General features: G+C 69.3%; 24 protein-coding genes. 11 read left to right on the top strand and 13 right to left on the bottom strand.

Features of this window, described 5'->3' with window-relative positions; genetic code table 11:
* The first annotated feature begins 177 nt into the window (after window positions 1–177).
* The 6 genes from ABL838_RS23230 to ABL838_RS23205 all read left to right on the top strand — a co-directional run bounded on the left by ABL838_RS23230 (window position 178) and on the right by ABL838_RS23205 (window position 7035).
* Window positions 178–2253, top strand: a complete 2076-nt coding sequence (locus ABL838_RS23230; RefSeq protein ID WP_126023416.1) for a carbon starvation CstA family protein — start codon at window positions 178–180, stop codon at window positions 2251–2253.
* Between the two features lie 4 nt (window positions 2254–2257).
* Entirely contained in the window at window positions 2258–2464 is a 207-nt protein-coding gene (locus ABL838_RS23225; protein ID WP_124462312.1) for a YbdD/YjiX family protein, read from the top strand.
* A gap of 126 nt (window positions 2465–2590) precedes the next feature.
* Complete coding sequence (locus ABL838_RS23220) at window positions 2591–3394, top strand: class I SAM-dependent methyltransferase (RefSeq protein WP_418122119.1); 804 nt, start codon at window positions 2591–2593, stop codon at window positions 3392–3394.
* Between the two features lie 241 nt (window positions 3395–3635).
* Window positions 3636–5801 carry a TonB-dependent receptor gene (locus ABL838_RS23215; protein WP_418122117.1) on the top strand — a complete coding sequence of 722 codons (2166 nt, stop codon included), beginning with the start codon at window positions 3636–3638 and terminating at the stop codon, window positions 5799–5801.
* 120 nt (window positions 5802–5921) lie between these two features.
* Complete coding sequence (locus ABL838_RS23210; RefSeq protein WP_418117498.1) at window positions 5922–6350, top strand: sel1 repeat family protein; 429 nt, start codon at window positions 5922–5924, stop codon at window positions 6348–6350.
* A gap of 163 nt (window positions 6351–6513) precedes the next feature.
* On the top strand, window positions 6514–7035 hold the full coding sequence (locus ABL838_RS23205) for a lipocalin family protein (protein ID WP_418122116.1): 522 nt from the start codon (window positions 6514–6516) through the stop codon (window positions 7033–7035).
* Between the two features lie 4 nt (window positions 7036–7039).
* Here the strand turns inward: ABL838_RS23205 and metC are convergent, their stop codons facing one another.
* The 4 genes from metC to ABL838_RS23185 all read right to left on the bottom strand — a co-directional run bounded on the left by metC (window position 7040) and on the right by ABL838_RS23185 (window position 11641).
* The gene (gene metC / locus ABL838_RS23200; protein WP_184641159.1) at window positions 7040–8251 is read right to left on the bottom strand and encodes a cystathionine beta-lyase; all 1212 of its coding nucleotides are present in this window, start codon (window positions 8249–8251) and stop codon (window positions 7040–7042) included.
* A 45-nt stretch (window positions 8252–8296) separates the two neighbouring features.
* The gene (locus ABL838_RS23195) at window positions 8297–9316 is read right to left on the bottom strand and encodes a Bug family tripartite tricarboxylate transporter substrate binding protein (protein ID WP_126023422.1); all 1020 of its coding nucleotides are present in this window, start codon (window positions 9314–9316) and stop codon (window positions 8297–8299) included.
* Between the two features lie 59 nt (window positions 9317–9375).
* Window positions 9376–10959, bottom strand: a complete 1584-nt coding sequence (locus tag ABL838_RS23190; RefSeq protein WP_418122114.1) for a rhodanese-like domain-containing protein — start codon at window positions 10957–10959, stop codon at window positions 9376–9378.
* An 88-nt stretch (window positions 10960–11047) separates the two neighbouring features.
* A complete protein-coding gene (locus ABL838_RS23185) occupies window positions 11048–11641 on the bottom strand; it encodes a hypothetical protein (RefSeq protein ID WP_418117493.1) in 594 nt (197 codons plus the stop codon).
* A gap of 108 nt (window positions 11642–11749) precedes the next feature.
* Here ABL838_RS23185 and ABL838_RS23180 point away from each other — a divergent pair, with 108 nt between their 5' ends.
* Window positions 11750–12628 carry a LysR substrate-binding domain-containing protein gene (locus ABL838_RS23180; RefSeq protein WP_369661192.1) on the top strand — a complete coding sequence of 293 codons (879 nt, stop codon included), beginning with the start codon at window positions 11750–11752 and terminating at the stop codon, window positions 12626–12628.
* 5 nt (window positions 12629–12633) lie between these two features.
* Here ABL838_RS23180 and ABL838_RS23175 read toward each other — a convergent pair whose 3' ends face one another.
* The 8 genes from ABL838_RS23175 to ABL838_RS23140 form a co-directional block, all read right to left on the bottom strand.
* A complete protein-coding gene (locus tag ABL838_RS23175; protein WP_418122113.1) occupies window positions 12634–14178 on the bottom strand; it encodes a diguanylate cyclase domain-containing protein in 1545 nt (514 codons plus the stop codon).
* A gap of 148 nt (window positions 14179–14326) precedes the next feature.
* Window positions 14327–15145: a GNAT family N-acetyltransferase gene (locus ABL838_RS23170; RefSeq protein WP_184641163.1), complete on the bottom strand. Its 819-nt coding sequence runs from the start codon at window positions 15143–15145 to the stop codon at window positions 14327–14329.
* Between the two features lie 14 nt (window positions 15146–15159).
* Complete coding sequence (locus ABL838_RS23165) at window positions 15160–16257, bottom strand: hypothetical protein (RefSeq protein ID WP_418122112.1); 1098 nt, start codon at window positions 16255–16257, stop codon at window positions 15160–15162.
* The gene (locus tag ABL838_RS23160; RefSeq protein ID WP_418122111.1) at window positions 16257–17204 is read right to left on the bottom strand and encodes a methyltransferase; all 948 of its coding nucleotides are present in this window, start codon (window positions 17202–17204) and stop codon (window positions 16257–16259) included. Before ABL838_RS23160 ends, ABL838_RS23165 begins: the two co-directional genes overlap by 1 nt.
* Window positions 17201–18103: an iron-containing redox enzyme family protein gene (locus ABL838_RS23155; RefSeq protein ID WP_418122109.1), complete on the bottom strand. Its 903-nt coding sequence runs from the start codon at window positions 18101–18103 to the stop codon at window positions 17201–17203. Before ABL838_RS23155 ends, ABL838_RS23160 begins: the two co-directional genes overlap by 4 nt.
* Window positions 18104–18220: 117 nt before the next feature.
* Window positions 18221–19051 carry an urease accessory protein UreD gene (locus tag ABL838_RS23150; protein WP_418122108.1) on the bottom strand — a complete coding sequence of 277 codons (831 nt, stop codon included), beginning with the start codon at window positions 19049–19051 and terminating at the stop codon, window positions 18221–18223.
* Window positions 19052–19081: 30 nt separating this feature from the next.
* Window positions 19082–19618: a nucleoside deaminase gene (locus ABL838_RS23145; RefSeq protein WP_418122105.1), complete on the bottom strand. Its 537-nt coding sequence runs from the start codon at window positions 19616–19618 to the stop codon at window positions 19082–19084.
* Window positions 19615–20655, bottom strand: a complete 1041-nt coding sequence (locus ABL838_RS23140) for an ABC transporter substrate-binding protein (protein ID WP_418122104.1) — start codon at window positions 20653–20655, stop codon at window positions 19615–19617. Before ABL838_RS23140 ends, ABL838_RS23145 begins: the two co-directional genes overlap by 4 nt.
* Before the next feature lie 347 nt (window positions 20656–21002).
* Here ABL838_RS23140 and ABL838_RS23135 point away from each other — a divergent pair, with 347 nt between their 5' ends.
* Window positions 21003–22088, top strand: a complete 1086-nt coding sequence (locus tag ABL838_RS23135) for a Rieske 2Fe-2S domain-containing protein (protein ID WP_418122103.1) — start codon at window positions 21003–21005, stop codon at window positions 22086–22088.
* Between the two features lie 130 nt (window positions 22089–22218).
* Here ABL838_RS23135 and ABL838_RS23130 read toward each other — a convergent pair whose 3' ends face one another.
* Entirely contained in the window at window positions 22219–23520 is a 1302-nt protein-coding gene (locus tag ABL838_RS23130; protein ID WP_418122102.1) for a D-amino acid dehydrogenase, read from the bottom strand.
* A gap of 128 nt (window positions 23521–23648) precedes the next feature.
* Between ABL838_RS23130 and ABL838_RS23125 the strand changes: the two genes are divergently transcribed.
* From ABL838_RS23125 to ABL838_RS23115, 3 genes are read left to right on the top strand one after another with little or no spacing between them, the layout of a single operon-like run.
* Complete coding sequence (locus ABL838_RS23125) at window positions 23649–24116, top strand: winged helix-turn-helix transcriptional regulator (protein WP_126023436.1); 468 nt, start codon at window positions 23649–23651, stop codon at window positions 24114–24116.
* A gap of 4 nt (window positions 24117–24120) precedes the next feature.
* Complete coding sequence (locus tag ABL838_RS23120) at window positions 24121–24648, top strand: N-acetyltransferase family protein (RefSeq protein ID WP_418122101.1); 528 nt, start codon at window positions 24121–24123, stop codon at window positions 24646–24648.
* On the top strand, window positions 24645–25046 hold the full coding sequence (locus ABL838_RS23115; RefSeq protein WP_418122100.1) for an OsmC family protein: 402 nt from the start codon (window positions 24645–24647) through the stop codon (window positions 25044–25046). Before ABL838_RS23120 ends, ABL838_RS23115 begins: the two co-directional genes overlap by 4 nt.
* The last annotated feature ends 7 nt before the right edge of the window (window positions 25047–25053 follow it).

Raw genomic sequence — 25053 nt, 5'->3', positions numbered from 1 at the left:
TTATCACATCTGAGGGAAATGCAAGGGCTTGGAAGCTCCGGTGTGCGGTGTCCGCCACGGCGGAATCCAGGGTTTTCCATTACGCAAAGCCACGCGCATGCTCCGCGCGGTGCGACGGATGCGTCGGCGCCTGGGCCCGGCAAAACTCCCCGGGTTCAATCCCAAGGAGACATCCGCATGCACAGCATCCGCCGCCATCTGGTGTGGCTGGTCGTGGCCGTGGTCGGCGCGTTCGCGCTCGCCACCGTGGCCCTGACCCGCGGCGAAAGCGTCAACGCCCTCTGGGTGGTGGCCGCCGCGATCTGCACCTATCTCATCGCCTATCGCTACTACAGCCTCTTCATCGCCGACAAGGTCCTGGGCCTGGACGGCAACCGCAAGACGCCGGCGCACCGCCACAACGACGGCCTGGATTACGTGCCGACCGACAAGAACGTGCTGTTCGGCCACCACTTCGCGGCCATCGCGGGTGCGGGCCCGCTGGTGGGGCCGGTGCTGGCGGCGCAGATGGGCTACCTGCCCGGCCTGCTGTGGGTGCTGGCCGGCGTGGTGTTCGCCGGCGCGGTGCAGGACTTCATCGTGCTGTTCATCTCAACGCGGCGCGACGGCCGCTCGCTGGGCGACCTCGTCAAGCAGGAGATGGGGCCGGTGCCCGGCATGATCGCGCTGTTCGGCACCTTCATGATCATGATCATCATCCTCGCGGTGCTGGCGCTGATCGTGGTGAAGGCGCTGGCCGAATCGCCCTGGGGCACCTTCACGGTGGCCGCGACGATTCCGGTGGCGCTCTTCATGGGCGTGTACCTGCGCTACATCCGCCCGGGGCGCATCGGCGAGGTGTCGGTGATCGGCTTCGTGCTGCTGATGCTGGCCATCTTCGGCGGCCAGGCCGTGAGCCAGAACCCCGAGTGGGCGCCGCTCTTCACCTTCGACGGCAAGGCGCTGACCTGGATGCTGGTCGGCTACGGCTTCGTCGCCGCCAGCCTGCCGGTGTGGCTGCTGCTCGCGCCGCGCGACTACCTGTCGACCTTCCTGAAGATCGGCACCATCATCGCGCTGGCCATCGGCATCGTGTTCGTGATGCCCACGCTGCAGATGCCTGCCGTCACGCAGTTCGCGCAGGGCAACGGCCCGGTGTGGTCGGGCAGCCTGTTCCCGTTCCTGTTCATCACCATCGCCTGCGGCGCCGTCTCGGGCTTCCACGCGCTCATCTCCTCGGGCACCACGCCCAAGATGCTCGACAACGAACGCCATGCGCGCTTCATCGGCTACGGCGGCATGCTGGCCGAGTCCTTCGTCGCGGTGATGGCGCTGGTGGCGGCCTCGTGCATCGAGCCCGGCATCTACTTTGCGATGAACAGCCCCGGCGCGCTGGTCGGCACCACCGCGCAGCAGGTTGCGGCCACGGTGTCGGGCTGGGGCTTCGTGATCACGCCCGAGATGCTGCTGCAGACTGCCAGGGACGTGGGCGAGACCACCATCCTCGGGCGCACCGGCGGCGCGCCGACGCTGGCCGTGGGCATGGCCCACATCCTCCACCAGGCGATCGGCGGGCAGGCCATGATGGCCTTCTGGTACCACTTCGCGATCCTGTTCGAGGCGCTCTTCATCCTCACGGCCGTGGACGCCGGCACCCGCGCCGGCCGCTTCATGCTGCAGGACCTGCTGGGCAGCTTCGTGCCCGCGCTCAAGCGCACAGACTCGCTGCCGGCCAACCTCGTCGCCACCGCGCTGTGCGTGGCGGCCTGGGGCTACTTCCTGTACCAGGGCGTGGTCGATCCGCTGGGCGGCATCAACACGCTGTGGCCGCTGTTCGGCATCTCCAACCAGATGCTCGCCGCCGTCGCGCTGATGCTGGGCGTGGTGGTGCTCTTCCGCATGAAGCGCGAGCGCTATGCGTGGGTGGCCATCGCGCCGGCCGCGTGGCTGCTGGCGTGCACGCTCACCGCGGGCTGGCAGAAGATCTTCTCGGCCGACCCGAAGATCGGATTCCTCTCGCACGCGGCCAAGTACACCGAAGGCATCGCCAACGGCGTGCTGGTGGCGCCGGCCAAGACGCCGGAGGCCATGTCGCGCATCGTCTTCAACGACCGCCTCGACGCCGCGCTGTGCGCGCTCTTCATCTTCGTGGTGCTGAGCGTGCTGGTCTACAGCATCAAGGCCTGCATCGCTGCGCGCGCGGCCAACCGGCCGACCGCGCAGGAGACCCCGTTCGAGCCGATGGGTACCGCCGCCGCGACGGCGGCCCACTGAAGCCATGGGCCTCGCATTGCCGGAAGCCGGGCGCTACTTCGCGCGCTCGCTCAAGCAGTCGCTGCGGCTCATGGTCGGGCTGCCCGACTACGACGCCTACCTCACCCACATGGCGGCCACCCATCCCGACCAGCCGCCGATGAGCTACGAGGCCTTCTTCCGCGAGCGGCTGGAGGCGCGCTACGGGGCGGGCAAGGGGCGCTGCTGCTGAGCCTGGCGCGGGATTGCGTTACAGCTCTTTCCGATCGAAGCCCTGTCCCGCGGGATGGACGGGCCCATTCCCCGGGCCTAGAGTCCCCTCCATGTCCGCAGCCCCGTGGCTGGAATGGAGGGTGATATGTCGCAGGATCCCTTTGCAGAGTTCAAGAGCCGGCAGCGCGAGATGTGGTCGACCTTCGCGCCGACCGCCATGTTCACGACGCCGGTGGCCGGTCATCTCGTCAGGTTCGCGCAGGTTGCGCAAGGCGAGACCGTGCTGGACGTGGGCACCGGCACCGGCGTGGTGGCCGTCACGGCGGCGCGCCGCGGCGCACGCGTCACGGGGCTCGACCTGACGCCCGAGTTGCTCGAAGCCGCGCGCGAGAACGCCGCCATTGCGGGACACGGCGACATCGCCTGGACCGAAGGCGACGCCGAGAACCTGCCGTATGCCGACGCCTCCTTCGACGTCGTGCTCAGCCAGTTCGGCCACATGTTCGCGCCGCGCCCCGAAGTGGCCGTGGCCGAGATGCGCCGCGTGCTGAAGCCCGGCGGGCGCATCGCCTTCGCCACCTGGCCGCCCGAGCACTTCGTGGGGCGCATGTTCGCCTTCATCGGGCGCAACTCGCCGCCGCCACCGGCCGGCGCGTCGCCGCCACCTCAATGGGGCAACCCGGCCATCGTCACGGAGCGCCTGGGCCAGCACTTCGACGCGCCGTTCTTCGGCCGCGGCACCATGCACTTTCCGGCCCTGAGCCTGGGGCACTTCCGCCTGTTCCTGGAGCGTTCGGTCGGCCCGATGCGCAAGCTGGTCGAAGGCCTTGCCGAAGACCCGCGGAAGCTGGCGGCGCTGCGGGCCGAGTTCGATGCGCTCGCCGAGCCTTACTACGTCGACAACGTGGTGCACCAGAGCTACCTGCTGACGCGGGCCCGCGCGCGCTGAGCGCCGCAGCGGCGGCCGGAGAGCCGGCCCGGAACGCGGTTGCATTTATTTAGAATTCGCGGGTCGCGCGACGCGATCCCTCGTCCGAAGCCCCGGCCACCGCGCCGGTGCGGGCCGGCGAAGGCACCCAACCCAGATTCGTTCAAGGCAGGGCACACACGGTTTCTCCGTCGAAGCGATGGAGGCGCCGGCGTGGCGCTTCGCGATTTCAAAAACAAATCGCCTTGAGGGAATTCCTGCCATGTCCGTCCGTTCTCGCGCGCCGCGCCTTCAGCTTCGCCTGCGCAATCCGTCCCTGATCGTCGCCGCCCTGGCCGCTGCCCACTGCGCGGCCCAGGCCCAGGGCACCGACACCACGCTCAAGGAGGTGACCGTCACTTCCGAACAGGATGTCGGCTACGCGCCTTCCGTCGGCAGCACGGCCACCAAGGGCAGCGCGCCGCTGCGCGACATTCCGCAGGCCGTCAACGTGCTGCCGGCGCAGCTGCTGCGCGACCAGGGCGCGACCTCGATGCAGGACGCGCTGCGCAACGCGCCCGGCGTGTCGTTCAACGCGGGCGACGGCCAGCGCGACCAGGTGGTGATCCGCGGCTTCACCGCCATTGCCGACTGGTTCGTCGACGGCGTGCGCGACGACGCGCTGTACTTCCGCGACCTGTCGGACACCGAGCGCATCGAAGTGCTCAAGGGGCCGGCGGCCGTGCTGTACGGCCGCGGCTCGTCGGGCGGCCTCGTCAACCGCGTGACCAAGAAGCCGATCTTCGAGCGGCCCTTCGGCGAGGTGTCGCTCGGCCTGGGCTCGCACGACTTCAAGCGCGCCACCGCAGACCTCAACACGCCCATCGGCGAGAACATGGCCTTCCGCCTCAACGTGGCGCGAGAGAAGTCGGGCAGCTACCGCGACCAGCAGTTCATCGACCGCTACAACATCGCGCCTTCGCTGGCCATCAAGTTCAGCCCGCAGACGGACCTGCTGCTGCAGTACACCAACGCCCACGACCAGCGCCTCACCGACTTCGGCATCCCGGCGCTCAACGGCCGCCCCGTGAACGTGCCCATCGGCACCTACTACGGCTCGGCGTTCGCGAAGCGCGACGACACCACCACGACCAAGGTGCAGTCGTTCACCGCCACGCTCAACCACCGCTTCAGCGATGCGCTGACCCTGCGCAACACCACGCGCTACTACAGCTACAAGCTGGACCGCTTCAACACCCTGCCCAGCGGCACCACCGACCCGGTGCGCCTCACGGTCGGCCGCACGCGCGGCTTCGTCGACCGCGACGAGAGCGGCTGGTTCAATCAGACCGACCTGACGTGGCGCAACGAGCTCGGCGGCTTCAGGCAGGAATGGCTGGTCGGCGCGGAGTTCGGCCAGCAGGACAAGCGCCTGTACTCGGTGAGTTCGGCCACCGGATACGAGCGCGTGAGCATCCTGAACCCGGTGGCCGTGCCGGCGCCGCTGCCGCTTTCGAGCTACACCGCCGCCAGCGCGATTCCGAGCAACTCCACGTTCAAGACGGCTGCGCTCTATGCGCAGAACCAGATCACGCTGGCACCGCAGTGGAAGGCGCTGGTGGGTGGCCGCTACGACGTGTTCGGGCAGGACACCTCCTTCGAGCGCACGCTCGCGCCGCTGTCGCGCACAGACCGCAAGTTCAGCCCGCGCGCGGGCCTGGTCTGGCAGCCGAGCGAAACCCAGTCGTACTACGTGTCGTACAGCCGCTCGTTCCAGCCTTCGGCCGAGACCTTCGCGCTGTCGGCCAGCAACACCGCCAACGACCCCGAGATCACGGTGAACAAGGAGATCGGCGCCAAGCTCGACTTCCTCGACGGCGCGCTCAATGTCACCGCGGCGCTGTTCAACCTGGAGCGCTCGGGCATCAAGAACACCGACCCGGCCAACCCCGCGCGGCAGATCAACGTCGGCACGCAGCGCACCAACGGCATGGAGCTGGCGCTGGCCGGCAAGCTGCCGGGCCGCTGGGACGTCAGCGCGGGCTACGCGTATCTCGACGGGCGCATGACCAAGTCGCTGGCCACGGTGAGCTCGCTGCAGTTGCCGATCGGCCCGGCGATGCCGGTGCAGGGCAAGATCGCGCCGCTCACGCCGCGGCACTCGGCCTTCGTGTGGCTCATGAAAGACCTGGGCAACGGCCTGAGCGCCGGCGGCGGCGTCAACTACGTGGCCTCGCGCTACGCGTCGCTGAGCAACCTCGTCACGCTGCCCTCGTACGTCACGGCCGACCTGGCCGCGAGCTACAAGACCGGGCGCTACGAGATCTCGGCGAACCTGAAGAACATCACCAACCGCAAGTACTACGTGTCGGCGCACGGCAGCGTGGACAACCTGATCATGCCGGGCCCGGGGCGCGAACTGCAGGTGATGCTGACCGCGAAGTTCTGATCCCGGATGCGGTTGCGGGCTCAGTCTGCGGCTGAGCCCGCCTGCGCGAATTCCAGCTTTTCCGTTCGGCGCCGCGGCGCGACGATGCCTCCACGACAACAACGTCCGTGGAGCCTATCGATGCCAACCGAACAACTCGACCTCGGCCGGATGACCGGCCTCTCGCTGCGCCTGCGTGTGGTGCTCTCGGGCGTGCTGATGCTGGCGGCCGCGATCAGCGCGGCGCGTCCTTCGGGCGCGGACATCGACCTGCAGGCCGAGCAGCGCTTCCAGCTTGCGCTGGAGGCCCAGGCCGCTCGCGACTACCGCGCCATGCTCCAGCACCTGCGCGATGCCGCCACGCACGGCCACGCCGAGGCGCAGGAGATGCTCGGGATGGTGCTGATGACCGGCCCCGCGCTCTACGGCACCGCCGTGAAGGCCGACCGCTGCGAGGCCGGCGAATGGATGCGCCGCGCGGCGGTGCAGGGCAGCGAGACGGCGAAGGTGCAGCTGACCTTCCTGAACCGCCTGCGCAGTTCGCCCGACGGGCGCCGCGCCTGCGGCTGAAGGGCCGGGCGCCCGATCATGGGCGAAGGCGCCGTCCGACGCAGGCCTGCCGGGGAGGTCGCTAGGCTGGGGCTCTTCCATCGGAGGCACGAGCAAGATGAAGCGACACCCGAAACACCCATTGGCCGGCCCGGCTCTTCTCATCGCGGCAGGCGTGGCGGCGATGCTCCTGGTTACCGGGTGCGCGGTGTCGCCGCCCACCATCCCGACGGCGAAGCAGGTCGACCTGCAGCGCTTCATGGGCGACTGGTACGTGATCGGCAACATCCCGACACGGCCGGAACGCGATGCCTTCAACGCGGTGGAGTCGTACACGTTGCAGCCCGACGGCCGCATCGACACCCGCTTCCGCTACCGCGAAGGCGGCTTCGACGGCCCGCTCAAGACCATGAACCCGGTGGGCCGCGTGGTGCCCGGCACCGGCAACGCGGTGTGGGGCATGCAGTTCGTGTGGCCGGTGAAGGCGGAGTACGTGATCGTCGACGTCGACAAGGACTACGGCCTGACGATCATCGGCCGCAGCAAGCGCGACTACGCGTGGATCATGGCGCGCACGCCGAGCATTCCCGAGCCGGCCTACGAGGCGGCGGTCACGCGCCTCAAGGCGCTGGGGTATTCGGTCGAGAACCTGCGCCGCGTGCCGCAGCGCTGGCCCGAGGAACAGGCCGGCGCCGCGAAGCAGTAGCCATTCAGGCGCCGCTGGCAGAGGCCATCGCCTCGAAGCCGCTCGCCAGGTCCGCCGTCAGGTCCCGCGGTGACTCCAGCCCGACGTGCAGCCGCACCACCGCGCCGCGCCCGCTCCAGTCGGTCACGCTGCGCGCGGCACGCATGTTGGTCCAGGCGACGAGGCTCTCGTAGCCGCCCCATGAGGAGCCGCGGCCGAAGAGCCTGAGCGCATCGACGAAGCGCTCGACCGCCGCGTTCCCGACGCCCGGCTGCAGCTCGATCGACAGCAGCCCGTTCGTGCCGCTGCAATCGCGCTTCCATATCTCGTGCCCCGGATGCTGCGGCAGCGCGGGGCAGAACACGGTCGCCACTTCGGGCCGCTCCTGCAGCCAGTGCGCCACTTCCAGCGCATGCCGCTCGTGCATCTGCAGCCGTGCCGAGAGCGTGCGCATGCCGCGCAGCACCAGCCATGCATCGTCGGGGCTCACGGTCATGCCGAAGGCGTCGCAGCGTTCGTTGAGCGGGCGCCATGCGGCCTCGGTGGTGGCGACGGTGCCCATCATCACGTCGGAGTGGCCCGAGAGGTACTTGGTTGCGGCCATGGTCGAGATGTCTGCGCCCAGCGCGAGCGGGCGGTACTGGACGCCGGAGCCCCAGGTGTTGTCGGCCGCGAGCAGCGCACCGCGTGCATGCGCCAGCTCGGCCAGCTTCGGCAGGTCGCACATCTCGTAGACCAGCGAGCCGGGGCATTCGGCGTACACCAGCCGCGTGTTCGGCTCGAACAGTTCCTCGATGCCGCTGCCGTCCGCCGCGAAGAAGGTGCTGCGGATGCCGTAGGGCTCCAGGAAGGAATGCACGAGGTTGCGCGTGGGCTCGTACACGCTGTCGGACATCAGCACGTGGTCGCCCGGCTTCAGGTACGACAGCAGCACCATGCCGATGGCCGCGAGGCCGGTCGGGAAAAGCCGCGTGCGCCAGGCGCCTTCGAGCTCGCTCACCGCGTCTTCCAGCGCGAAGGTGGTGGGCGTGCCGCGCGCGCCGTAGCTGAAGATGCGCTCCTCGTCGCGCCGAGCGCGAGCGTCGCGCATGGCGCCCACGCTGTCGAAGAGCACGGTGCTGGCGCGCACCAGCGGCGTGTTGACGGGCACGCCTCCGGCATGGGACGGGGCCTTGCCGGTGCGGGTGAGGCGGGTGTCCAGCGTCAGGCCGGAGGAAGCGTGGTGCGAGTCGGGCATCGTGTTCTGCTGGAAAGGCGAATCTGGGCCGCTATGTTGCTTCAATCAGTCGGCGCGCGCACCCGAAAGCTTGACGATGCGCGACCAGCGCTCGATGTCCTGCTTCAGCTGCGCAGCAAAAGCATCGGGCGTGCTGGCCACCACTTCGCTGCCGCCGTCGGTGACGAGCTTTGTCACCTCGGGCAGGCGCAGGGTGCGCACGATGGCTTCGTTGAGGAAGGCCACGCGCTCCGGCGGCGTGCCGGCGGGGGCGAAGAAGCCATACCAGTCCTCGAAGCGCGCGCCGGCATAGCCCAGCTCTTCCAGCGTGGGCACCTTCGCGAACACGCCGATGCGGCGCGGGCTGGTCACGGCCAGCACGCGCAGCTTGCCGCCTTGCACCATGCCCGCCACCGACGCGGTGGAGGTCACCATCACGTCGACCTGTCCGCCGATCAGGTCGGTCAGTGCCGGCCCGGCGCCCTTGTAGGGCACGTGCGTCATCTCCACGCCGTTGTCCTTGGCGAGCACCACGCCCACCAGGTGCGACAGCGTGCCGTTGCCCGGCGTCGCGTAAGTCACTTTGCCGGGGCTTGCCTTGGCCTTGGCGGCGAGGTCGGCGAAGCTCTTGAGGGGCGAGTTGGCCTCCACCACCAGCGCGAGCGGCGCGGCGTTGATCTGCGTGATGGGCACGAAGTTCTTGATCGGGTCGAAGCCCGGCGAGGCATACAGCGAGGGGTTCACGGCCATGATCGACACCTGCGAAGTGAGCACGGTGTAGCCGTCGGGCTTGGCGTCGGCCACCGCCTTGGCGCCGATGTTGCCGCCCGCGCCGCCGCGGTTGTCGACCAGGGCGGCCTGTCCCATGATCTCCGGCAGCTTGGTGGTGACCAGGCGCGCCGTCGCGTCGTTGCCGCCGCCCGGAGGGAAGGGCGAGATGAACTTCACCGGCTGCGACGGGAAGCCGTTGCGCGGCGCCATTGGCTCGGCGGTGGCTGGCTGGAGTGCGAGCGCCGCGAGCCAGGCGGCTGCGGCGGCAAGTCTGGCGATATGGGCGATGTGCGGGATGCGGCTGGCGAACGACATGACGGAACTCCTGGAATAGGAACTGACAAGGACGAACAGAAAGCGGGACCGATGAGGGCTCAGGCGTGCGATGCGGTGCCCGGCAGCCGGAAGGCCGCGCGCTCCTGCGCATCGAGCTGCGCGACGAGACCGGTCTCCCATGCGAGATAGCGGCGCGCGGCCTCCTTGTTGCCGTCGTGGCGGTCGTGCACGAAGAACAGGTAGTCGATGCAGTCCGCGTCGGCGGGCAGCGCGGGCGTGGCCTTCACGGGCAGGCCTGCGGCGCTCCAGGCGGCCATGCCGCCGGACAGCAGCAGCGGGGCGGGCGAGACGCCGGCGAGTTCGCAGGAGGCTGCCCATGCGGCGAGCGCCGCGTCGTCGGCAACCAGCACGAGCTGGCGGGGCTCGCCTTTGAGGTCGGCGGCGAGGCGCGGGCGGATCGACCAGCGCGCCTGCGCGATGTGGCCGGCGCGAAACTGCATGCTGCCGCGCAGGTCGATCACGGCCACGTCGTTGCGCTCGATGCGCGCTGCGAGCGTCTTCGCGTCGATGGTGTCGAGCGCGGGTGCGGCAGGCGCCTCAGCCGGCGTGAGAGCCAGCCCGCTCGCCAGCCCGCCTTCGAGCACGCTCGCGTCGTGCCCCATCTGCCGCAGCCAGCTCGCGATGGTGGGCGCGCGAACGCCGTCGTTGTCGAACAGCACCAGCCGCGCGCCGCGCACGCCGAAATACTGGTCGCCGGCCTGCATCAGCTGGCCGCCAGGCGTGTGCTGCGCGCCGGGCAGGGTGCCGGCGGCGAATTCCTCCGGCGTGCGCACGTCGCAGAGGAAGAGGCTGCGGCTGGCGTCGTCGGCCCATTGGCGCACGGTCTGCGCGTTCACGCTGGGAACGTCGAAGCGCGCTGCGAGCGCCTTGGCGGCGGGGCGCAGGTCGGTGTTGCCGCTGTCGTCGGCATAGCGCTGCGTGCCGCCGTGCTCCAGCTTGTGGTCGTTGAGGTACCAGCCCTGCGTGCCGTTCTCCAGTGCATACACCGGGTTGGGCAGCCCGAGGTTGATGAGCGTCTGCGCGCCGATGATGCTGCGCGTGCGGCCCGCGCAGTTGATGACGATGGGCGTGGTGGTGTCGGGCACCAGCCGGCGCACGCGGTAGGCGAGCTCGCCGTTGGGGCAGCAGGTGGCGCCGGGGATGTTCATCTTGCGGAACTCGCTGGTGGGGCGGCCGTCGAGCACCACCACCTTGTCCTTGCGCGCCAGCATGTCGGCCAGCTGGTCGGCGCTGACGCGCGGCGTGTGATAGACCTCCTCGGCCAGTTCGCCGAAGGTCTTCGAAGGCAGGTTGACGCCCGCGAAGAGCACGTAGCCCGCGGCCTTCCATGCGCGGGCGCCGCCCTGCAGCACGTGCACGTCGGTGTAGCCCAGCGCGGCGAGCCGTGCCGCGGCGCGCTCGGCGACCTCGCCGCCGTCGCCCTCGTCGTAGACCACCGTGCGCACGCCGCGTCGCGGCACGAGGCGCGGCGCGTCGATCTCCAGCCGGCTGAAGGGCAGGGGAATGCCGTAGAACAGGTGGGCTTCGCCGTACTGGCCGTGCTCGCGCACGTCGAGCAGCGCGATCTCGCCGCCGTCGTGCAGCCAGGATTTGAGGGTCTTCGGGTCGATGGTGTGGGTCATGGAGGCGGGGCGTCGGGACGAATGAGGTCCTGCGAGGCCGCTGCGCGCGGCCCGCATGAACAACGAGAAAAGGTGAAAGAAGAAGCGGCTAGCGGCGCGTCTGCACGCCGATGCCCATGGTCTGGTACGTGCCCGCTTCCAGGTCGTAGGCGGTGCGGCTGTTCAGCGTTTCGAGTGCGCGGCCGTACATGTGCAGGTGGCGGATCACCTGCTCGCCCTGGATCTCCACCGAGTGGATGTCCTCGGGCATCAGCGCGATGCCCTTGCCGGGCGCGACGACGACCAGCTCCGTCTGCTCGAGTTTGCCCACGCCCGGCACGCTGCCGTCGTCGGTGCGCTCGTAGACGCGGTTGTGCTCGGTGCCTTCCACCGCCGCGATGCAGGCCCAGGTGGTGTGGTTGTGCGGCACGATCTTCTTGCCCGGGCGCATCACGTTCAGGTAGAGCGCGTAGCTCTGGTCGGCGTCTTCGGCGATCAGGTAGCGGGCCTGGTGCTCGCCGGCCTCGGGCGGCGGAAAGTCGGCGGCGCCCCAGTACGCGGTGCGCGCGGCCAGGCCCTGCAGCGCGTCGAGCACCACGGCGAGCTTCTCGCGGGTGGGCTCGCCGCCGCCGATGGCCTTCTTCATGGTGGCGATGGACGCCTCGACGGCCTGGCTGCGTTGCTCGGACGGGGTGCTGCTCATTCGGTCTTTCTCCAGTGGGGTTACCTGTTCGATGTGCGTCCACTGTAGTGACGGGGGCGTGACGCAACAATCCAGCTGGCGCAGGAAACACTTCAATAAAATTAATACATGCCCACGCTCGATCTCGAACTGCTGCGCTCCTTCGCGGCCGTCGTCAGCCATCACAGCTTCGCGGCGGCGGCGGTGCACCTGGGGCGCACGCAGTCGGCGATCACGCAGCAGATGCAGCGGCTGGAGGAGCAGATCGGCCACCCGCTCTTCGCCAAGCAGGGGCGGCAGAAGCGGCTGACGGAGCACGGCGAGAAGCTGCTGACCTACGCGCACCACATGCTGGCGCTGAACGACGAGGCGCTGCGCAGCCTGCGGCAGGGGCAGCTCGAAGGCAACCTGCGCATCGGCGCGCCGCACGACGTTGCCGAGACCATGCTGCCGCTGCTGCTGGCCGAGGTGGCGCGCACATCGCCGCTGCTGCAGCTAGACATCCACATCGGCCGCAGCCCCTACCTGATGACTTCGCTCAAGAGCGGCGAGGTCGACATGATCATCTCCAACCGCGCCGACGCGCAGTCGCAGTTCGAAGGCGTGGTGCTGCGCAACTCGCCCACCGTGTGGCTGTGCGCCGCAAGCTACGTGCACGACCCGGCCAAGCCGGTGCCGCTCATCATGGCCGACGGGCCCAGCATCTTCCGCCGCATCGGCCACGAGGCGCTCGACACCGCGGGCGTGGCCTGGACGCCGCGCTACACATCGTCGAGCCTGATCGGCATCAAGGCCGCGCTGCGCGCCGGGCTGGGCGTGACGGCGCGCGGCGTGGAGCAGCTCGACGCCGGCCTGCGCGTTCTCGGCGCCGGCGACGGCATGCCGAGGCTGCCCGACCTGGCCTACTACCTCTACGTGCGCAGCCACGTGGTGAACCCGGTCACGCGCCAGGTGTTCGAGACGCTCAAGAAGCAGCTGCGGCTGCCGCGCACGGACATGCCGGCGTAGCTCGATCAACCCTCGGTGGCCGCGCTCGTCATCGCATAGCTGCCGCGCCCGCCCTGCTTGGCCCGGTACATGGCCTTGTCGGCCGCGGCGAGCAGGTCGCGCGGCGCCTCGCTCCCGTTGCCCAGCGCGATGCCGACCGACACGCCGATCGCCATGCCGGCCTGCTCCTGCGGCAGCGGCTCGGTGATCGCGTCGATGCACCGCTGCGCCAGCGCCAGCGCGCCCTGTTCGGCGGGCTCCTTGAGGCCGGTGGCGAGCAGCACGAATTCGTCGCCGCCGATGCGGGCCACCGTGTCCGTCTGCCGCACCAGCTCCTGCAGCCGGCGCGCGATTTCCTGCAAGGCCCTGTCGCCGGCCTCGTGGCCGAAGGTGTCGTTGAGGCTCTTGAAGCCGTCGAGGTCGAGATACAGCACCGCCACCATGTGCCCCTGCCGCCCGGCGTGGGCCAGCGCCTGCTGCAGCCGGTCGTCCAGCAGCTTGCGGTTGGGCAGGCCGGTGAGCGTGTCGTGGTGGGCCAAGCGCTCCAGCGCCTCCTGGTTGTCGAGCAGCTTGGCCAGCAGGCGGTTGAAGGCCTGCGTGAGATGGCCGATCTCGTCGTCGCACACCACCTTCAGCGGCGCGAGCGGGAGTTCGCCGCGGGTCATGCGGTCGGCCTGGTCGGCGGCGCGGAACAGCGGTCGCAGCAGCCAGGCCATGACCAGGCCCAGCACGATGAGCACCGCCGACACCGCGGGCCCGCGCTGCGCCAGGATGAAGGACTGCATCCGCCCCACCGGCGCCAGCGCCTCCGCGACGGGCAGCCGCGCCACCACGAACCAGCCGCTCGTCGGCACCGAGGCGATGGCGGAGATTTCGTCGATGCCCTTGGCGTTGCGCGTCGTCCCGCTGCCGCGAAAGCCCGCCATGGCGCGATCGTGCAGCAGGTTCACGCCATCCGGCGGCGTGGGCTTGAGGGACATCGATACGTCCGTGGAAGCGACGAAGAGCCGGTCGCGCGGCGAGATCACGAGAATGCCGCCGGACTGGCCTACACGCCCATCCTGCAGATGGTCGAGCAGGCCGTCGGCCGTGAGGTCGGCGGTGCCCAGCAGCACCGCGACAACCTGGCCGGCGCCGTTGCGCATGGGCACGGCCATGGGCAGCGCCGAGTGCCCCGACGGCGTGGCGTGAGGACGGCCCACCGCGCGCTGCCCGGCGAGCGCGGCGGTGAATTCCGGACTGTCCGTGACCAGCTGTCCGGCATCGTCGAGCCGCTTGCCGCCGGTGTCGGCGACCGTCAGTCCGAGGGGGACGAGGGCGCTCAGCGTGCTGCGTTCGGCGAGCCATGCCCGCAGCTGCCCGGGCTGCGCCAGGAGTTCGGGCGGCACGGCGCCCGCCAGCCGCTCCAGGAACGACAGCCGCTCGCCCAGGTAGTTGTCGACGTCGCGGGCCACGTAGGTGGCCAGCGCCGTCTGCTGCGTCGCCACCGACCTGGTGAGGTCCTCGCGCAGGAAGCGGGTGAGCTGGATGTAGCTGGCAGCGGTGCCCACGACCGCCATCACCAGACCCATGACGAGCAGACGGAAAACCAGGCTGTTTGCGGATTTTCGGAGATTCACTCTGGCGTCGGGTCTGGAGGCGGGTAGGTGCGGGACTGTATCCGAAGCGCTGCCCAGGCCCTTCTTTGGGCCTCCTTCCGCCTTTGTCCGTCGGCCGGATTCAGCTCGCCATGCCGAAGAAATGCTGCCGGTAGCGCGGTGCCACGTCGTCCACCCGCAGCATCAGCGGCAAGTCGGCCGTGTTGAAGGCGACGTCGAGCGCGGGTGGCCCGAGCAGGCGCGCGCCGCAGCGCAGGTAGCCCTTGATGAGCGGCGGAGCGGCCGGCGGCGGCGTGTCGCTGTCGGCATCGCTGTCGGGCTCGGCGTCCAGCGGCAGCGCGATGCGCGGCTCCACGCGCCAGCGCTCTTCCACCAGGTGGGTGCGGCACAGCCGGTGCCACAGCCGCGCGGCGCTCGCGCCCTGGTCGTCCAGGCCGATGCTGGCGCAGCCGATCATGGTGTCGAGCGCGTGGTCGACCATGTACTGCCCCAGCGCGGCCCACAGCGCCATGATGACGCTGCCCGAGCGCCAGTCGGCGTCCACGCAGGAGCGGCCCAGCTCCAGCGCGTTGCCGCGCAGCGGGGCGAGCGGGGAGAGGTCGAACTCGGTGTCGGTGTAGAAGCCGCCGGCCCTGCGTGCCGCGCCCGGCGTGAGCACGCGGTAGGTGCCGATGAGCGGGCCGGGCCCGTTCACAGGGTCGACCGAGCGCACCAGCAGGTGGTCGCAGTAGCTGTCGAAGCGGTCGGCGTCGAGGCCGGGCGGGGTGCCTTCAGGCGGCGTGAGGTGCGCGCCCATCTCCAGTGCGAACACCCGGAAGCGCAGGCGCTGGGCGTCGCGCACATCGTCCTCGCAGTCGGCCCAGCGGGTTTCCAGCGCGGGCATGGCGGCGGGCGAAGTGAACGAACGGTCGGGCCGGGCTTGCGAAGAGGCGATGTCCATGTGCGTGTGGCCACTCAGTTGGAGGGTGGATAGCGGCCGACCAGGCGGTTCTGCCGCCGGTTGAGCCGTGCGAGCGCGAGCAGGCCGATGGGCCGCACGCCGGCCTTGCGCTGCGCCGCGCCAATGGCGAACAGCAGCCGCTGCTTGGCGAAGACCATGCGCAAGCCCTGTATCACGCCGATGTCCGGGTCCCAGGCCTCGATGGCCTCGGAGCCCGCGCCGTTGACTTCCATGATCGTGAAGCCGCGCCCGGCGGCGAGTTCGCGCAGGCTCTCGTAGCGCACGTCGAAGCGGCCGAAGCGGAAGTCGGGCATGTCGCGCGCGACGGCGTCGACGGCGCGCACCAGTTCGGCGGTGATGAGCGCCGCGGCGTCGCGGTAGAGCCCCCCGACGCGGGTGGAGCCGATGGTGGCGAGCCGCACCTGCTGCCCGGCCGCCGGCACGCTGCCGAACGGTACGCTGCATTCGTGGCGCGGCGAGCGCGCGATGCGGCGCGCCCGCACGTCGGCCGCCACGAGCTGGGCCACCGTGCTGCGGCCGTCGCCCGTCACGCGAGGAAAGTAGCGCAGCGCCAGCCCGACGATGCGGCCTTCGCCGGTGACCGGATCGCGCGCGTAGAAGATGCCGGCCTCGCCATCCTGCGGCAGGTAGCGCTGCAGCACCACCGTCTCGCCATGAGGAAAGACCGCCAGGTACGCCAGCAGTGCAGCCATGTCCGGCAGCAGGCGCACGCCGTAGCCGCACAGGCCGAGGTCGGGCTTGGCGACCAGCGGGAAGCAAAGGGCCTCCGCGGCGATGGTTTGCCGCAGCGAATCCTCCGTCGCCGTGCCGTCGTTGAACACCGCGCAGTAGTCGGCCGTGACCGAGCGCGCCAGCGGCCCCATGCCCCGGAAGTATTCGAGCTTGCCTTCGCCCGCCATGCCGCCCGAAGTGATGTGCGGATTGGCGGCGCAGGGCACGGTGGCGCCCCCATGGCGCAGCGAGAGCCACAGCCACTGCACCACCAGCGGCACGCAGATGAGCCACTTGGGCATGCGCTCCAGCACGCTGCATTCGCGCACCACGGCCAGCCGAGAGGTGTCGGCGCCGCCAAGCTCCAGTTCCGCGGCCATCACCCGGCCTCCGGCCTGCGCGTGGCGACGAGGCCCACGGCGGCGATGCGGTCGATGTGCGCGTACACCGGCCGTTCCAGCTCCTCCCCGAACACGTCGGGGTCGATCTCGGCGTACGACCACTCGAAGGCGGGCGCCGCCAGCAGCGGCTGTATCTCGGCGAGGAAGGGGTCTTCGCCGTCGACCATCGCCACGCCGGTGTAGAGCAGCAGCTGCCCGCCCGGTGCCAGCCGCTTCAGCGACTCGGCCGCGATGCGCGCGCTCAATGCCCGCCCGAGCCGCGCGCCGCCGTGGCGGTAGGCGCGCTGGGCGGCGTCGTCGAGGTAGGGCGGGTTCGACACGATGAGGTCGAAGTCGCCCTCGACGGCCGAGAGTGCATCGCCCTGCGCGAGCGCGACCTCGACGCCCGCCGCCTCCGCGTTGACGGCCGCGTACTGCAGCGCGAGCGGGTTGATGTCGTTCATCACGATCGTCGCGGGCGTGCCCGTGGCGGCCAGCGCGCGCGCCACCGCGATGCCGCCCGCGCCGCTGCCGCAGCCCACGTCGAGCACGCGCAGCGGCTTGCGTTGCGCCTGATGCCGGTCCAGCGCATGCCGGATGAAGCGCGCGAAGCGGCTGGTGTCGGGGCCGAAGAACACGGCGTTTTCCTCGACCGTGGGGTAGGCCGAGTGAAGGAACAGGTCGTCCCCCAGGCTGGCGATGCGCACCGTGCTGCGCAGCAGCGAACCGGTGCGACGCACGATGCCGGCATGCTCCATGGCGGCCAGCAGTTCCGGCGGCACCGTGCGGGGCTCGAACGACAGGTTCCAGCCGAAGATGTCGCGCAGCGTGGCGCCTGGCTCGCGCCCGCGCCGGGCGAGCACGCGCTGGTGGGTGAGCGGCGTGACGGTGGTGAAGCGATAGCCTGTGCCAGCCACCTGCCGCAGCACATCGGCCGCGTTCATCATGCGGCCAGCTCCTCGGCCTCGCGCAGTTCGGCGCTGTAGCGCTCGAAGCAGCGCTCTCCGCAGGCCAGCCGCATCAGCGCGCCTTCGGCGATGAACTGCCCGCAGGACGGATCGGCCTCGACCAGCGGCCGGATCACCTCGCGCAGCCATGCGCGCGAGTGCGACACGTCGAGCGCCGCGTGCAGGTCGAAATAGGCGCGCGCGCGGCCGCTCAGCCCCAGGCGGCGCATGCCGGCGGCCACCAGCTTCACGCGCCCCGGGGCCGTGAGCTCGATGACGCCGAGCGCACCGATCGAGTGGTAGGCGTAGCGCCGCGTGGTCGCCAGCGCGACCATGGTGTTGGCGAGCGCCAGCGACTCCCACACGGTGGTGTCGATGGCCGGATGCAGGTCGAGTTCGCGCACCATCTGCTCCAGCATCTGGCCGTGCATGGCGCTTTGCTTGCCGTGCCCCATCTCGTCCCAGAAATTGCGCGCGCACTCCAGCTTGGGCTGCGGCGGCAGCTTGACCTGCGTGCAGGCCAGCAGGTCCTCGAAGCCCGCTTCGCCCGCGGCCTCCTGCGTGAGGAACCATCGCATCTGCGCCAGCGTGGCTTCGCCGGCCAGCCAGTCGAAGAGCGGATGGTGCTGGCCCGGCCCGTTCTGCTCCAGCGACTCGAACCAGGCGACGAAGTGGGCCGCGTTGCCGGTGGAAGCCGATGCCGCCGCCTGCACGGTGGCGCGCAGGGCTTCGAGATGCTCGCCTTCCAGCAGGCGGCAGGCGTGCTCGTCGGCGAGTTCGTCCTTCCACCACGGCGAAGGAATGCCGGGCCTCAGCCGCACGGCGTTGAACCGCGCCAGGCGGCGGTGAAGCTGCGTGCTGGTGTCTGCGCTGGCGTCCGGGGTGTCGTCAGTGGACATGGCCGATCCTCGTCATCCGCTGGGCAAAGGGGCAGAGTGCGCCTTTGCGCGGCGGCTGTCCGTCAGACGGCGCCTACAGATTCGGCCCTGGTGGCCGGTGCGCGTAGAGAAACCGCTTCAGGTCGACCAGATGCGCGGCGTGGCCGCAGGCAACTGCCACAGCTCGCCACGCCAGGCCTGCCAGACCTGCCGCAGCAGCTGCATCGCAGGCTCGACCACGGGCGCCAGCACGCGCAGCACCACCACCTCGGCATGCGGGCTGGTGGCCCCGGCGCTCTCGGCCAGGGGGCTCCCCTCGAGCAGCGTGCGCGCATGCGCGAGCAGGGCATCGCGCCGGGCGCGCGCCACCGGCGAGCCCGCCACGAAGAAGAGCGACGCCATGCAGCGGTGGCCGCCCAGGCCGATGGGGCTCTGCAGCAGCCGGTGGTCGGCCGCGTCGATGCGTCCGCGCTCCAGCCAGATGCCGGGCACCTCGATGTGCTGCAGATAGGTGCCTCGCTCGAAGGGCTGGCCGGCGTTGGGCAGGCCCAGCGCGGTCACGTCCCAGCCGATCAGTTCGGCGCCGGGCTCGACCTCTATGCCGAGCCGGTTCTCGGCCTGGCAGCCGCTGTAGCAGATGGCTTCGAGCGGCAGCCATTCGAGCCGCGCGCCTGCCGCAAGGCGGATGCGGGTGCGCTGCAGCGCGAGCTCGCCCTCGGAGCGGTAGAAGCGCGAGGCGCCGGGCGTGGTGATGAGCCCGTGGCTGCCGTCGGCGCCCTCGATGTCGATGTCGAGCGTGTCGCCGCCCACCAGCCCGCCGGGCGGATGCACCAGCACGTTGTGGCAGACGGCATCGCCCTCGGGATAAAGGCTCTGCAGGATGCGCAGCGGGCCGTCATGGCGGAAGCGGGCGAGGGTGCGGGCGGATTCCTGCTGGTAGGAGAGATGGAGACGGGCGTGCCAGGGCATCCGGCGAGTCTAGTTCGGCTGCTTCGGGACTCAGACCTTCCAGGCGCCGTCGTGCGCGGCGCTGGCTTCATCGATGAGAGCCGGGCCTATGCACTCGATGGGATGCGGCGAGGCGCGGAACACGTCGCGGCACGACAGCTCCGCGTCGCGCTGGTCCTGCCGCTCGCCACGGAACACGCGCAGCCGCTCGGCGTCGATGCCGAACACCACGCGGCCGATGTTCGACCAGAAGATCGCGCCCGCGCACATCACGCAGGGCTCGCCCGAGGCGTAGAGCGTGGCGCCGGCCAGTTCCTCGCGAGAGAGTCCGCGCCCGGCCAGCGCGCGCAGCGCGTTGACCTCGGCGTGGGCGGTGCAGTCGCCGGTCTCGGTGTTGCTGTTGCCGGCCTCGGAGAGCACTTCGCCGGCGGCCGAGACGATCACGCAGCCGAAGGGCCGGTTGCCCCTGCGCCGCGCCGCGTGCGACCACACGATGGCCTTGCGCAGGTAGCGGCCGTCGCGTTCGTCGAGGGCGGTCTCTGGCGGATAGAAGGTGCCGATGCTGTTGCTGTCGATGGAATCGTTCATGCCTTGGAGGATTTCGGAAGAGTGCGTTCGCTGCGCGATGGGAGCATCGAAGTGTTGAAGATGGCGTCGGACGCGGGCTTGACCTTCAGGCCGAAGACTTCGGCCACCTCGTCGACCTGCTGCTCCAGCGTGAGCTTCCTGATGTCGCCGAGGCCATGGCCCTGCGTGTCGGCCGCGCCGACGTACTGCGCGGTGATGCCCCAGCGCTCGAGTTCGATTTTCTCATCGAGGATGGGCTCGCGCTGCCGCATCGCGGCGATGCTGGGCGCCGGGTTGGCGAAGGTCTCGACGATGGCGCGATTGCTCGCGCGCAGGAAGGCGGCCACCACCTTCGGGTTCTGCGCGATGAGGTTGCTGCCCGCGAGGATGGCGTTGCCATACAGGTTCACGCCCGCGTCGGCGTACTTGAGCACCGAGAGTTCCTCGGGCTTCATGCGCGCGAAGAGCGAGACGGCCGAGTCGTGGAAGTAGGTGGCGGCATCGACGTCGCCGCGCACCATCACGTTGTCGCGCGCGCTGAAGTCCGTGGTCTGCCACTGGAAGGCGTCGGCGCGCATGCCCTGCTTGCGTGCCACCAGCGGCCATGCGCGGCGTGTCGATTCGACGGCGGCGGCCGCGACCTTCTTGCCCGCGAGGCTCCTGAAGTCGCCGGTCACGCCGCGGTCCTTGCGGCCGATGATCGCGAACGGTGCGCGGTTGTAGTACTGGTAGACGGCCTGCACCATCGGCGTGCCGGGGTTCTGCGCGTTGAACTCGACCAGCGAGCTGATGTCGCCCAGCCCCAACTGGTAGACGCCGCTCGCGATTCGCGTGATGGAGGCGACCGAACCGGCGCCGGTGTCGATGCTCACGTCGAGCCCTTCGTCCTTGTAGTAGCCCTTGGCCAGCGCGAGGAAGAAGGGCGCGGTCTGCCCGTTGATGCGGAAGTCGAGCGTGAACTTGAGCGGGGTGAGCTTGCCGTTCTGCGCAAGCACGGCGGGGGCGGCGATGGTTGCGATGGTTGCGGTAGTGGCCGCGAGGAAGGATCGACGTTGCATGTGAGGCCTCGGAAGCTTCGTGTCTTGAATCCGGTCGCCCTTTCCCGGTGAAGGAAGAAAGGCGGCGGGCGTTTCAAGAGCAATTTCCGGGCGGGCGCACAGTCGTGGTGCGTGCGCTGCTGAACGCTTCTACTCTTGCGGGCGGTGATGCACGAGGCATGCCAAGGGCTTTTGCTCGGGATTGGGCCTGGGGCTTGGAGGCGTGGCCGGCCGCGCGCACAATCCGGGCGCGCAACTTGCAAGGCAGCCTGCGCAGAGTAGAAGCGTTCAGCCGCCGGCATCGCCGGGTCCAGGCAGGAAATTGCTCTTTCAGTTCGTCCCCACACGACCACAGAAGGAGTCCGCGCATGCTCGTCACCCGTCAACCCGTCTTCCGCAAGTTCTGGCATGCCGTCATGCCGCTCACCGAACTGGCCAACGGCCCGAAGCCCTTCAGGCTGCTGGGCGAAGACATCGTCCTCTTCATCGATGCCGACGGCCAGCCCGCCGCCTTGCGCGACCGCTGCTGTCACCGCACCGCGAGGCTCTCCAAGGGCTGGTGCGTGGACGGCGAAGGCCAGGCCTGCGGCACCGGCGCGATCCAGTGCGGCTACCACGGCTGGACTTACGACCGCAGCGGCCAGGTCATCCGCATTCCGCAGTACGAGGCCGACCGCAGGATCTCGCCCGAGTACCGCACCACGGCCTACCGCTGCACCGCGCGCTACGGCTACGCATGGGTGGCACTGGAGGAGCCCATCGCCGACATCCCCTCGATTCCGGAGTTCGACGACCTGGGCTACCGCACCATCTTCCAGTTCTACGAAGAGTGGCAGACCAGCCCGATGCGCGCGCTGGAGAACTCCTTCGACAATTCGCACTTCAGCTTCGTGCACCGCGCCACCTTCGGCGTGGCCGCGAGCCCGAAGCCGAGCAAGTACGAACTGGTTGAGAACGACTCGGGCTTCTACGCCGAGACGATCATCGACGCGACCAACCCGGTGAAGTTCCATGCGATCAGCGGCGTGACCGACCCCATTACCACGCGCCACATGCGCAACGCCTACTTCCTGCCGTTCTCGCGCCGGCTCGACATCGAGTACCCCAGCGGCGTGCGCCACATCATCATCAACTGTTTCACGCCCATCGACGACGGCCGCATGCAGCTGTGCCAGTGGCTGTTCCGCAACGACACGGAGGCCGATTGCACCGCGCAGATGCTGATCGACTTCGACGAGGTGATCACGCGCGAGGACAAGGACATCCTCGAATCGACCGATCCCGACGCGCTGGTCGACACGCGCCGGCGCGGCGTGGAGTATTCGATGGAGTCGGACCGGCCCGGGATGCTGATCCGCAAGCACCTGATGCAGCTGCTTGCGAAGCATGGGGAAGCGGAGGTCTATCGCGGGATGGACGAGAACGCCGTGATTCCCATTGCGAAGGCTGCTTGAATTCGGGATCCGAACGCAGAAGAAAGACAAAAGTTACGCAGAAGTCGCAGAAGGGATCAAAAGAATTATTGTTTTTCCTTCTGCGATTTCTGCGTGGTTTTCGCGACTTCTGCGTTCTGGCCCCGCCTCCTCAGGCAGTGACTGAAGCAGGGCGCGGTTGCTGGACGCGCGACGAGCCCGATTCGTAGCGGTCCATCGCCAGGCCGTCGGTGCGGATCTCGGGGCGCTGGCCCATCACCATGTCGGAGATGAGCTTGCCCGAGCCGCAGGCCATGGTCCAGCCCAGGGTGCCGTGGCCGGTGTTGAGGAACAGGTTCGCGTAGCGCGTGCCGCCGATGATGGGGGTGCTGTCGGGCGTCATCGGGCGCAGGCCGGTCCAGAAGGTGGCGTTCGGCACGTCGCCGCCGGGGAACAGGTCGGTAACGACCTTTTCGAGCGTGGCGCGGCGGGCAGGGTTCAGGCGCAGGTCGAAGCCGCCGAGCTCGGCCATGCCGCCCACGCGGATGCGGTTGTCGAAGCGCGTGACGGCCACCTTGTAGGTCTCGTCGAGCACCGTCGACTGTGGCGCGAGCGATTCGTCGAGCAGCGGCACCGTGAGCGAGTAGCCCTTGACCGGGTACACCGGAATGTCCAGGCCCAGCGAGGCGATGGCGGCGCGCGAGTAGCTGCCGAAGGCCATCACGTAGCGGTCGGCCGTGAGGATCTTGCCGGCGGTGGTGCGCACGCCGGTGATGCGGCCGCCGTCGGTCTCGAGCGCGGCGATGGTCTGGCCGAAGCGGAAGTCCACGCCCAGGCCGCGCGCGATCTCGGCGAGGCCGCGGGTGAAGAGATGGCAGTCGCCGGTTTCGTCGTTGGGCAGCCGCAGGCCGCCGGTCAGCCGGTCGCGCGCACCGGCCAGCGCGGGCTCGATGCGGGCGAGCGCATCGCGGTCGAGCAGTTCATAGGGAACGCCGCATTCCTCGAGCACCGCGATGTCGCGCTGCACCGCGTCGAGCTGGGCCTGCGTGCGGAAGAGTTGCAGCGTGCCGCCGGTGCGCTGCTCGTACTGCAGGCCGGTGTCGGCGCGCAGCTGCTGCAGGCAGCCGCGGCTGTATTCGGCCACGCGCATCATGCGTTCCTTGTTCACCGCATAGGCCTCGGGCGAGCAGTTGCGCAGCATGGCGGCCATCCAGCGCAGCTGAAACAGCGTGCCGTCGGGGCGGATCGACAGCGGCGCGTGCTTCTTGAACATCCACTTGATCGCCTTCAGCGGAATGCCCGGCGCGGCCCACGGCGTGGAGTAGCCGGGAGACACCTGGCCGGCGTTGCCGAAGCTGGTTTCCTCGGCGGGGCCGGCCTGCCGGTCGAGCAGGGTGACTTCGGCGCCCGAGCGGGCGAGGTAGTAGGCCGTGGTGGTGCCGATCACGCCGCCGCCGAGAACGATGACTTTCATGGTGTATTCGCCGATTCAAATGGAATGAATGGAATCTAAAGTCCTCAAGGCAGTGGATTCCACTGATTTACTCGATTCGGCAGTGGAATACACTGCCGCAAACCTTCCAAGGCCGCCCCCGGAGTGAAATGCCCGAACTCGACCGCATAGACCGCAAGATCCTCGACGTCCTGCAGCGCCAGGGGCGCATGTCGATGACCGAACTGGCCGAGCGCATCGGCCTGTCGGCCTCGCCCTGCGCCGAGCGCGTGAAGCGCATGGAGCGCGACGGCGTCATCACCGGCTATCACGCCCACGTGTCGCCCGAGGCGCTGGGCCGCACGCTGCTTGTGTTCGTGGAAATCAAGCTCTCGGCCAAGTCGGGCGACGTGTTCGACAAGGTCCGCAAGGAGCTGCTGCACATGCCCGAGGTGCTCGAATGCCACCTGGTGTCGGGCAGTTTCGACTACCTCGTGAAGGCACGGCTGAGCGGCATGAGCGAATACCGGCACCTGCTGGGCGACATCCTCAAGAAGCTGCCGGTGGCGGCCGAGTCGCACAGCTACGTGGTGATGGAAGAAATCAAGGAAACGCTGATGCTGGCTGTAGACCGCTGAATCGATGAGCACCGACAACGACGTTCCCGACGTCATGATCCGCCCCTGGCGCCTTGAAGACTTCGACGCGGTGAAGGCCATCCTCGACGACACCTTCGCCGGTACCTGGCTGCCGCAGCTCACACCCGAGGCCGCGAAGGCCTACCGCGACAGCGGCGCGCCCCTGGGCTACATCGACGAGAAGGGCCCCGAATTCTTCGTGGCCGAAATCGACGGCGAGGTGGTCGGCATGGTGCATTGGGAGCACGATTTCGTGCATGCCCTGCACGTACCGGCCAGGCACCAGCGCAAGGGGATCGCGAGGGCGCTGATGGCCTTCGCGGAAGACGGCATGCGCGTCGACGGCGTGGAGCTCGCGCGGCTGGAGACCGACACCTTCAACACGCAGAGCCAGGGCTTCTACCTCGCGCTCGGCTACCGCGAGGCAGACCGCTACCCCGACCTCGAATGGCACAGCGGCTTCACCACCATCCTTTACGTGAAGACGCTTTCTCCCCTCACCGCAACCACTTCCCCAAGGAAACACGCATGAGCATCACGATCCGCCGCGACGGCATCACCGGCACCCGCCACATCCTGAAGATCCGCAACCACGAGATCCCGGTCGATGCTTCTCCTACAGGCGGCGGCAGCGACGCCGGCCCGGAGCCGCACGACCTGTACGACGCATCGCTTGCGGCCTGCAAGGCGCTCACCGTGCTGATCTACGCGCGCCGCAAGGGCATTCCGGTGGAAGACATCGAAGTGGTGGTCGATCGCGACGACAGCGAGGAGCGCAAGGGCGTCTACCGCCTCAAGTCGGGCCTGCGCCTGAGCGGCAACCTCAGCGAGGCGCAGCGCGACGAGCTGCTGCGCGTGGCCGGCAAGTGCCCGGTGCACAAGCTCATGACCGAGGTGAAGACCGAGATCGAGACCGGCTGGGCGGACTGATCCCGCT

Origin of the sequence: Variovorax sp. 160MFSha2.1 (assembly GCF_048305075.1) — a bacterium.
Taxonomy (GTDB): domain Bacteria; phylum Pseudomonadota; class Gammaproteobacteria; order Burkholderiales; family Burkholderiaceae_C; genus Variovorax; species Variovorax guangxiensis.
Note: the sequence above shows the minus strand (reverse complement) of the source record. Positions and strands in the feature narration are given on the sequence as shown.

Coding starts and splice junctions, on each gene's coding strand:
- ABL838_RS23125 (WP_126023436.1), top strand. CDS start 23,649: ATGCCCGAACTCGACCGCATAGACCGCAAGATCCTCGACGTCCTGCAG.
- ABL838_RS23190 (WP_418122114.1), bottom strand. CDS start 10,959: ATGACCCACACCATCGACCCGAAGACCCTCAAATCCTGGCTGCACGAC.
- ABL838_RS23220 (WP_418122119.1), top strand. CDS start 2,591: ATGTCGCAGGATCCCTTTGCAGAGTTCAAGAGCCGGCAGCGCGAGATG.
- ABL838_RS23165 (WP_418122112.1), bottom strand. CDS start 16,257: ATGGCCGCGGAACTGGAGCTTGGCGGCGCCGACACCTCTCGGCTGGCC.
- ABL838_RS23210 (WP_418117498.1), top strand. CDS start 5,922: ATGCCAACCGAACAACTCGACCTCGGCCGGATGACCGGCCTCTCGCTG.
- ABL838_RS23195 (WP_126023422.1), bottom strand. CDS start 9,316: ATGTCGTTCGCCAGCCGCATCCCGCACATCGCCCATATCGCCAGACTT.
- ABL838_RS23120 (WP_418122101.1), top strand. CDS start 24,121: ATGAGCACCGACAACGACGTTCCCGACGTCATGATCCGCCCCTGGCGC.
- ABL838_RS23225 (WP_124462312.1), top strand. CDS start 2,258: ATGGGCCTCGCATTGCCGGAAGCCGGGCGCTACTTCGCGCGCTCGCTC.
- ABL838_RS23205 (WP_418122116.1), top strand. CDS start 6,514: ATGCTCCTGGTTACCGGGTGCGCGGTGTCGCCGCCCACCATCCCGACG.
- ABL838_RS23150 (WP_418122108.1), bottom strand. CDS start 19,051: ATGCCCTGGCACGCCCGTCTCCATCTCTCCTACCAGCAGGAATCCGCC.
- ABL838_RS23160 (WP_418122111.1), bottom strand. CDS start 17,204: ATGATGAACGCGGCCGATGTGCTGCGGCAGGTGGCTGGCACAGGCTAT.
- ABL838_RS23180 (WP_369661192.1), top strand. CDS start 11,750: ATGCCCACGCTCGATCTCGAACTGCTGCGCTCCTTCGCGGCCGTCGTC.
- ABL838_RS23115 (WP_418122100.1), top strand. CDS start 24,645: ATGAGCATCACGATCCGCCGCGACGGCATCACCGGCACCCGCCACATC.
- ABL838_RS23140 (WP_418122104.1), bottom strand. CDS start 20,655: ATGCAACGTCGATCCTTCCTCGCGGCCACTACCGCAACCATCGCAACC.
- metC (WP_184641159.1), bottom strand. CDS start 8,251: ATGCCCGACTCGCACCACGCTTCCTCCGGCCTGACGCTGGACACCCGC.
- ABL838_RS23135 (WP_418122103.1), top strand. CDS start 21,003: ATGCTCGTCACCCGTCAACCCGTCTTCCGCAAGTTCTGGCATGCCGTC.
- ABL838_RS23230 (WP_126023416.1), top strand. CDS start 178: ATGCACAGCATCCGCCGCCATCTGGTGTGGCTGGTCGTGGCCGTGGTC.
- ABL838_RS23145 (WP_418122105.1), bottom strand. CDS start 19,618: ATGAACGATTCCATCGACAGCAACAGCATCGGCACCTTCTATCCGCCA.
- ABL838_RS23185 (WP_418117493.1), bottom strand. CDS start 11,641: ATGAGCAGCACCCCGTCCGAGCAACGCAGCCAGGCCGTCGAGGCGTCC.
- ABL838_RS23130 (WP_418122102.1), bottom strand. CDS start 23,520: ATGAAAGTCATCGTTCTCGGCGGCGGCGTGATCGGCACCACCACGGCC.
- ABL838_RS23215 (WP_418122117.1), top strand. CDS start 3,636: ATGTCCGTCCGTTCTCGCGCGCCGCGCCTTCAGCTTCGCCTGCGCAAT.
- ABL838_RS23155 (WP_418122109.1), bottom strand. CDS start 18,103: ATGTCCACTGACGACACCCCGGACGCCAGCGCAGACACCAGCACGCAG.
- ABL838_RS23175 (WP_418122113.1), bottom strand. CDS start 14,178: ATGGGTCTGGTGATGGCGGTCGTGGGCACCGCTGCCAGCTACATCCAG.
- ABL838_RS23170 (WP_184641163.1), bottom strand. CDS start 15,145: ATGGACATCGCCTCTTCGCAAGCCCGGCCCGACCGTTCGTTCACTTCG.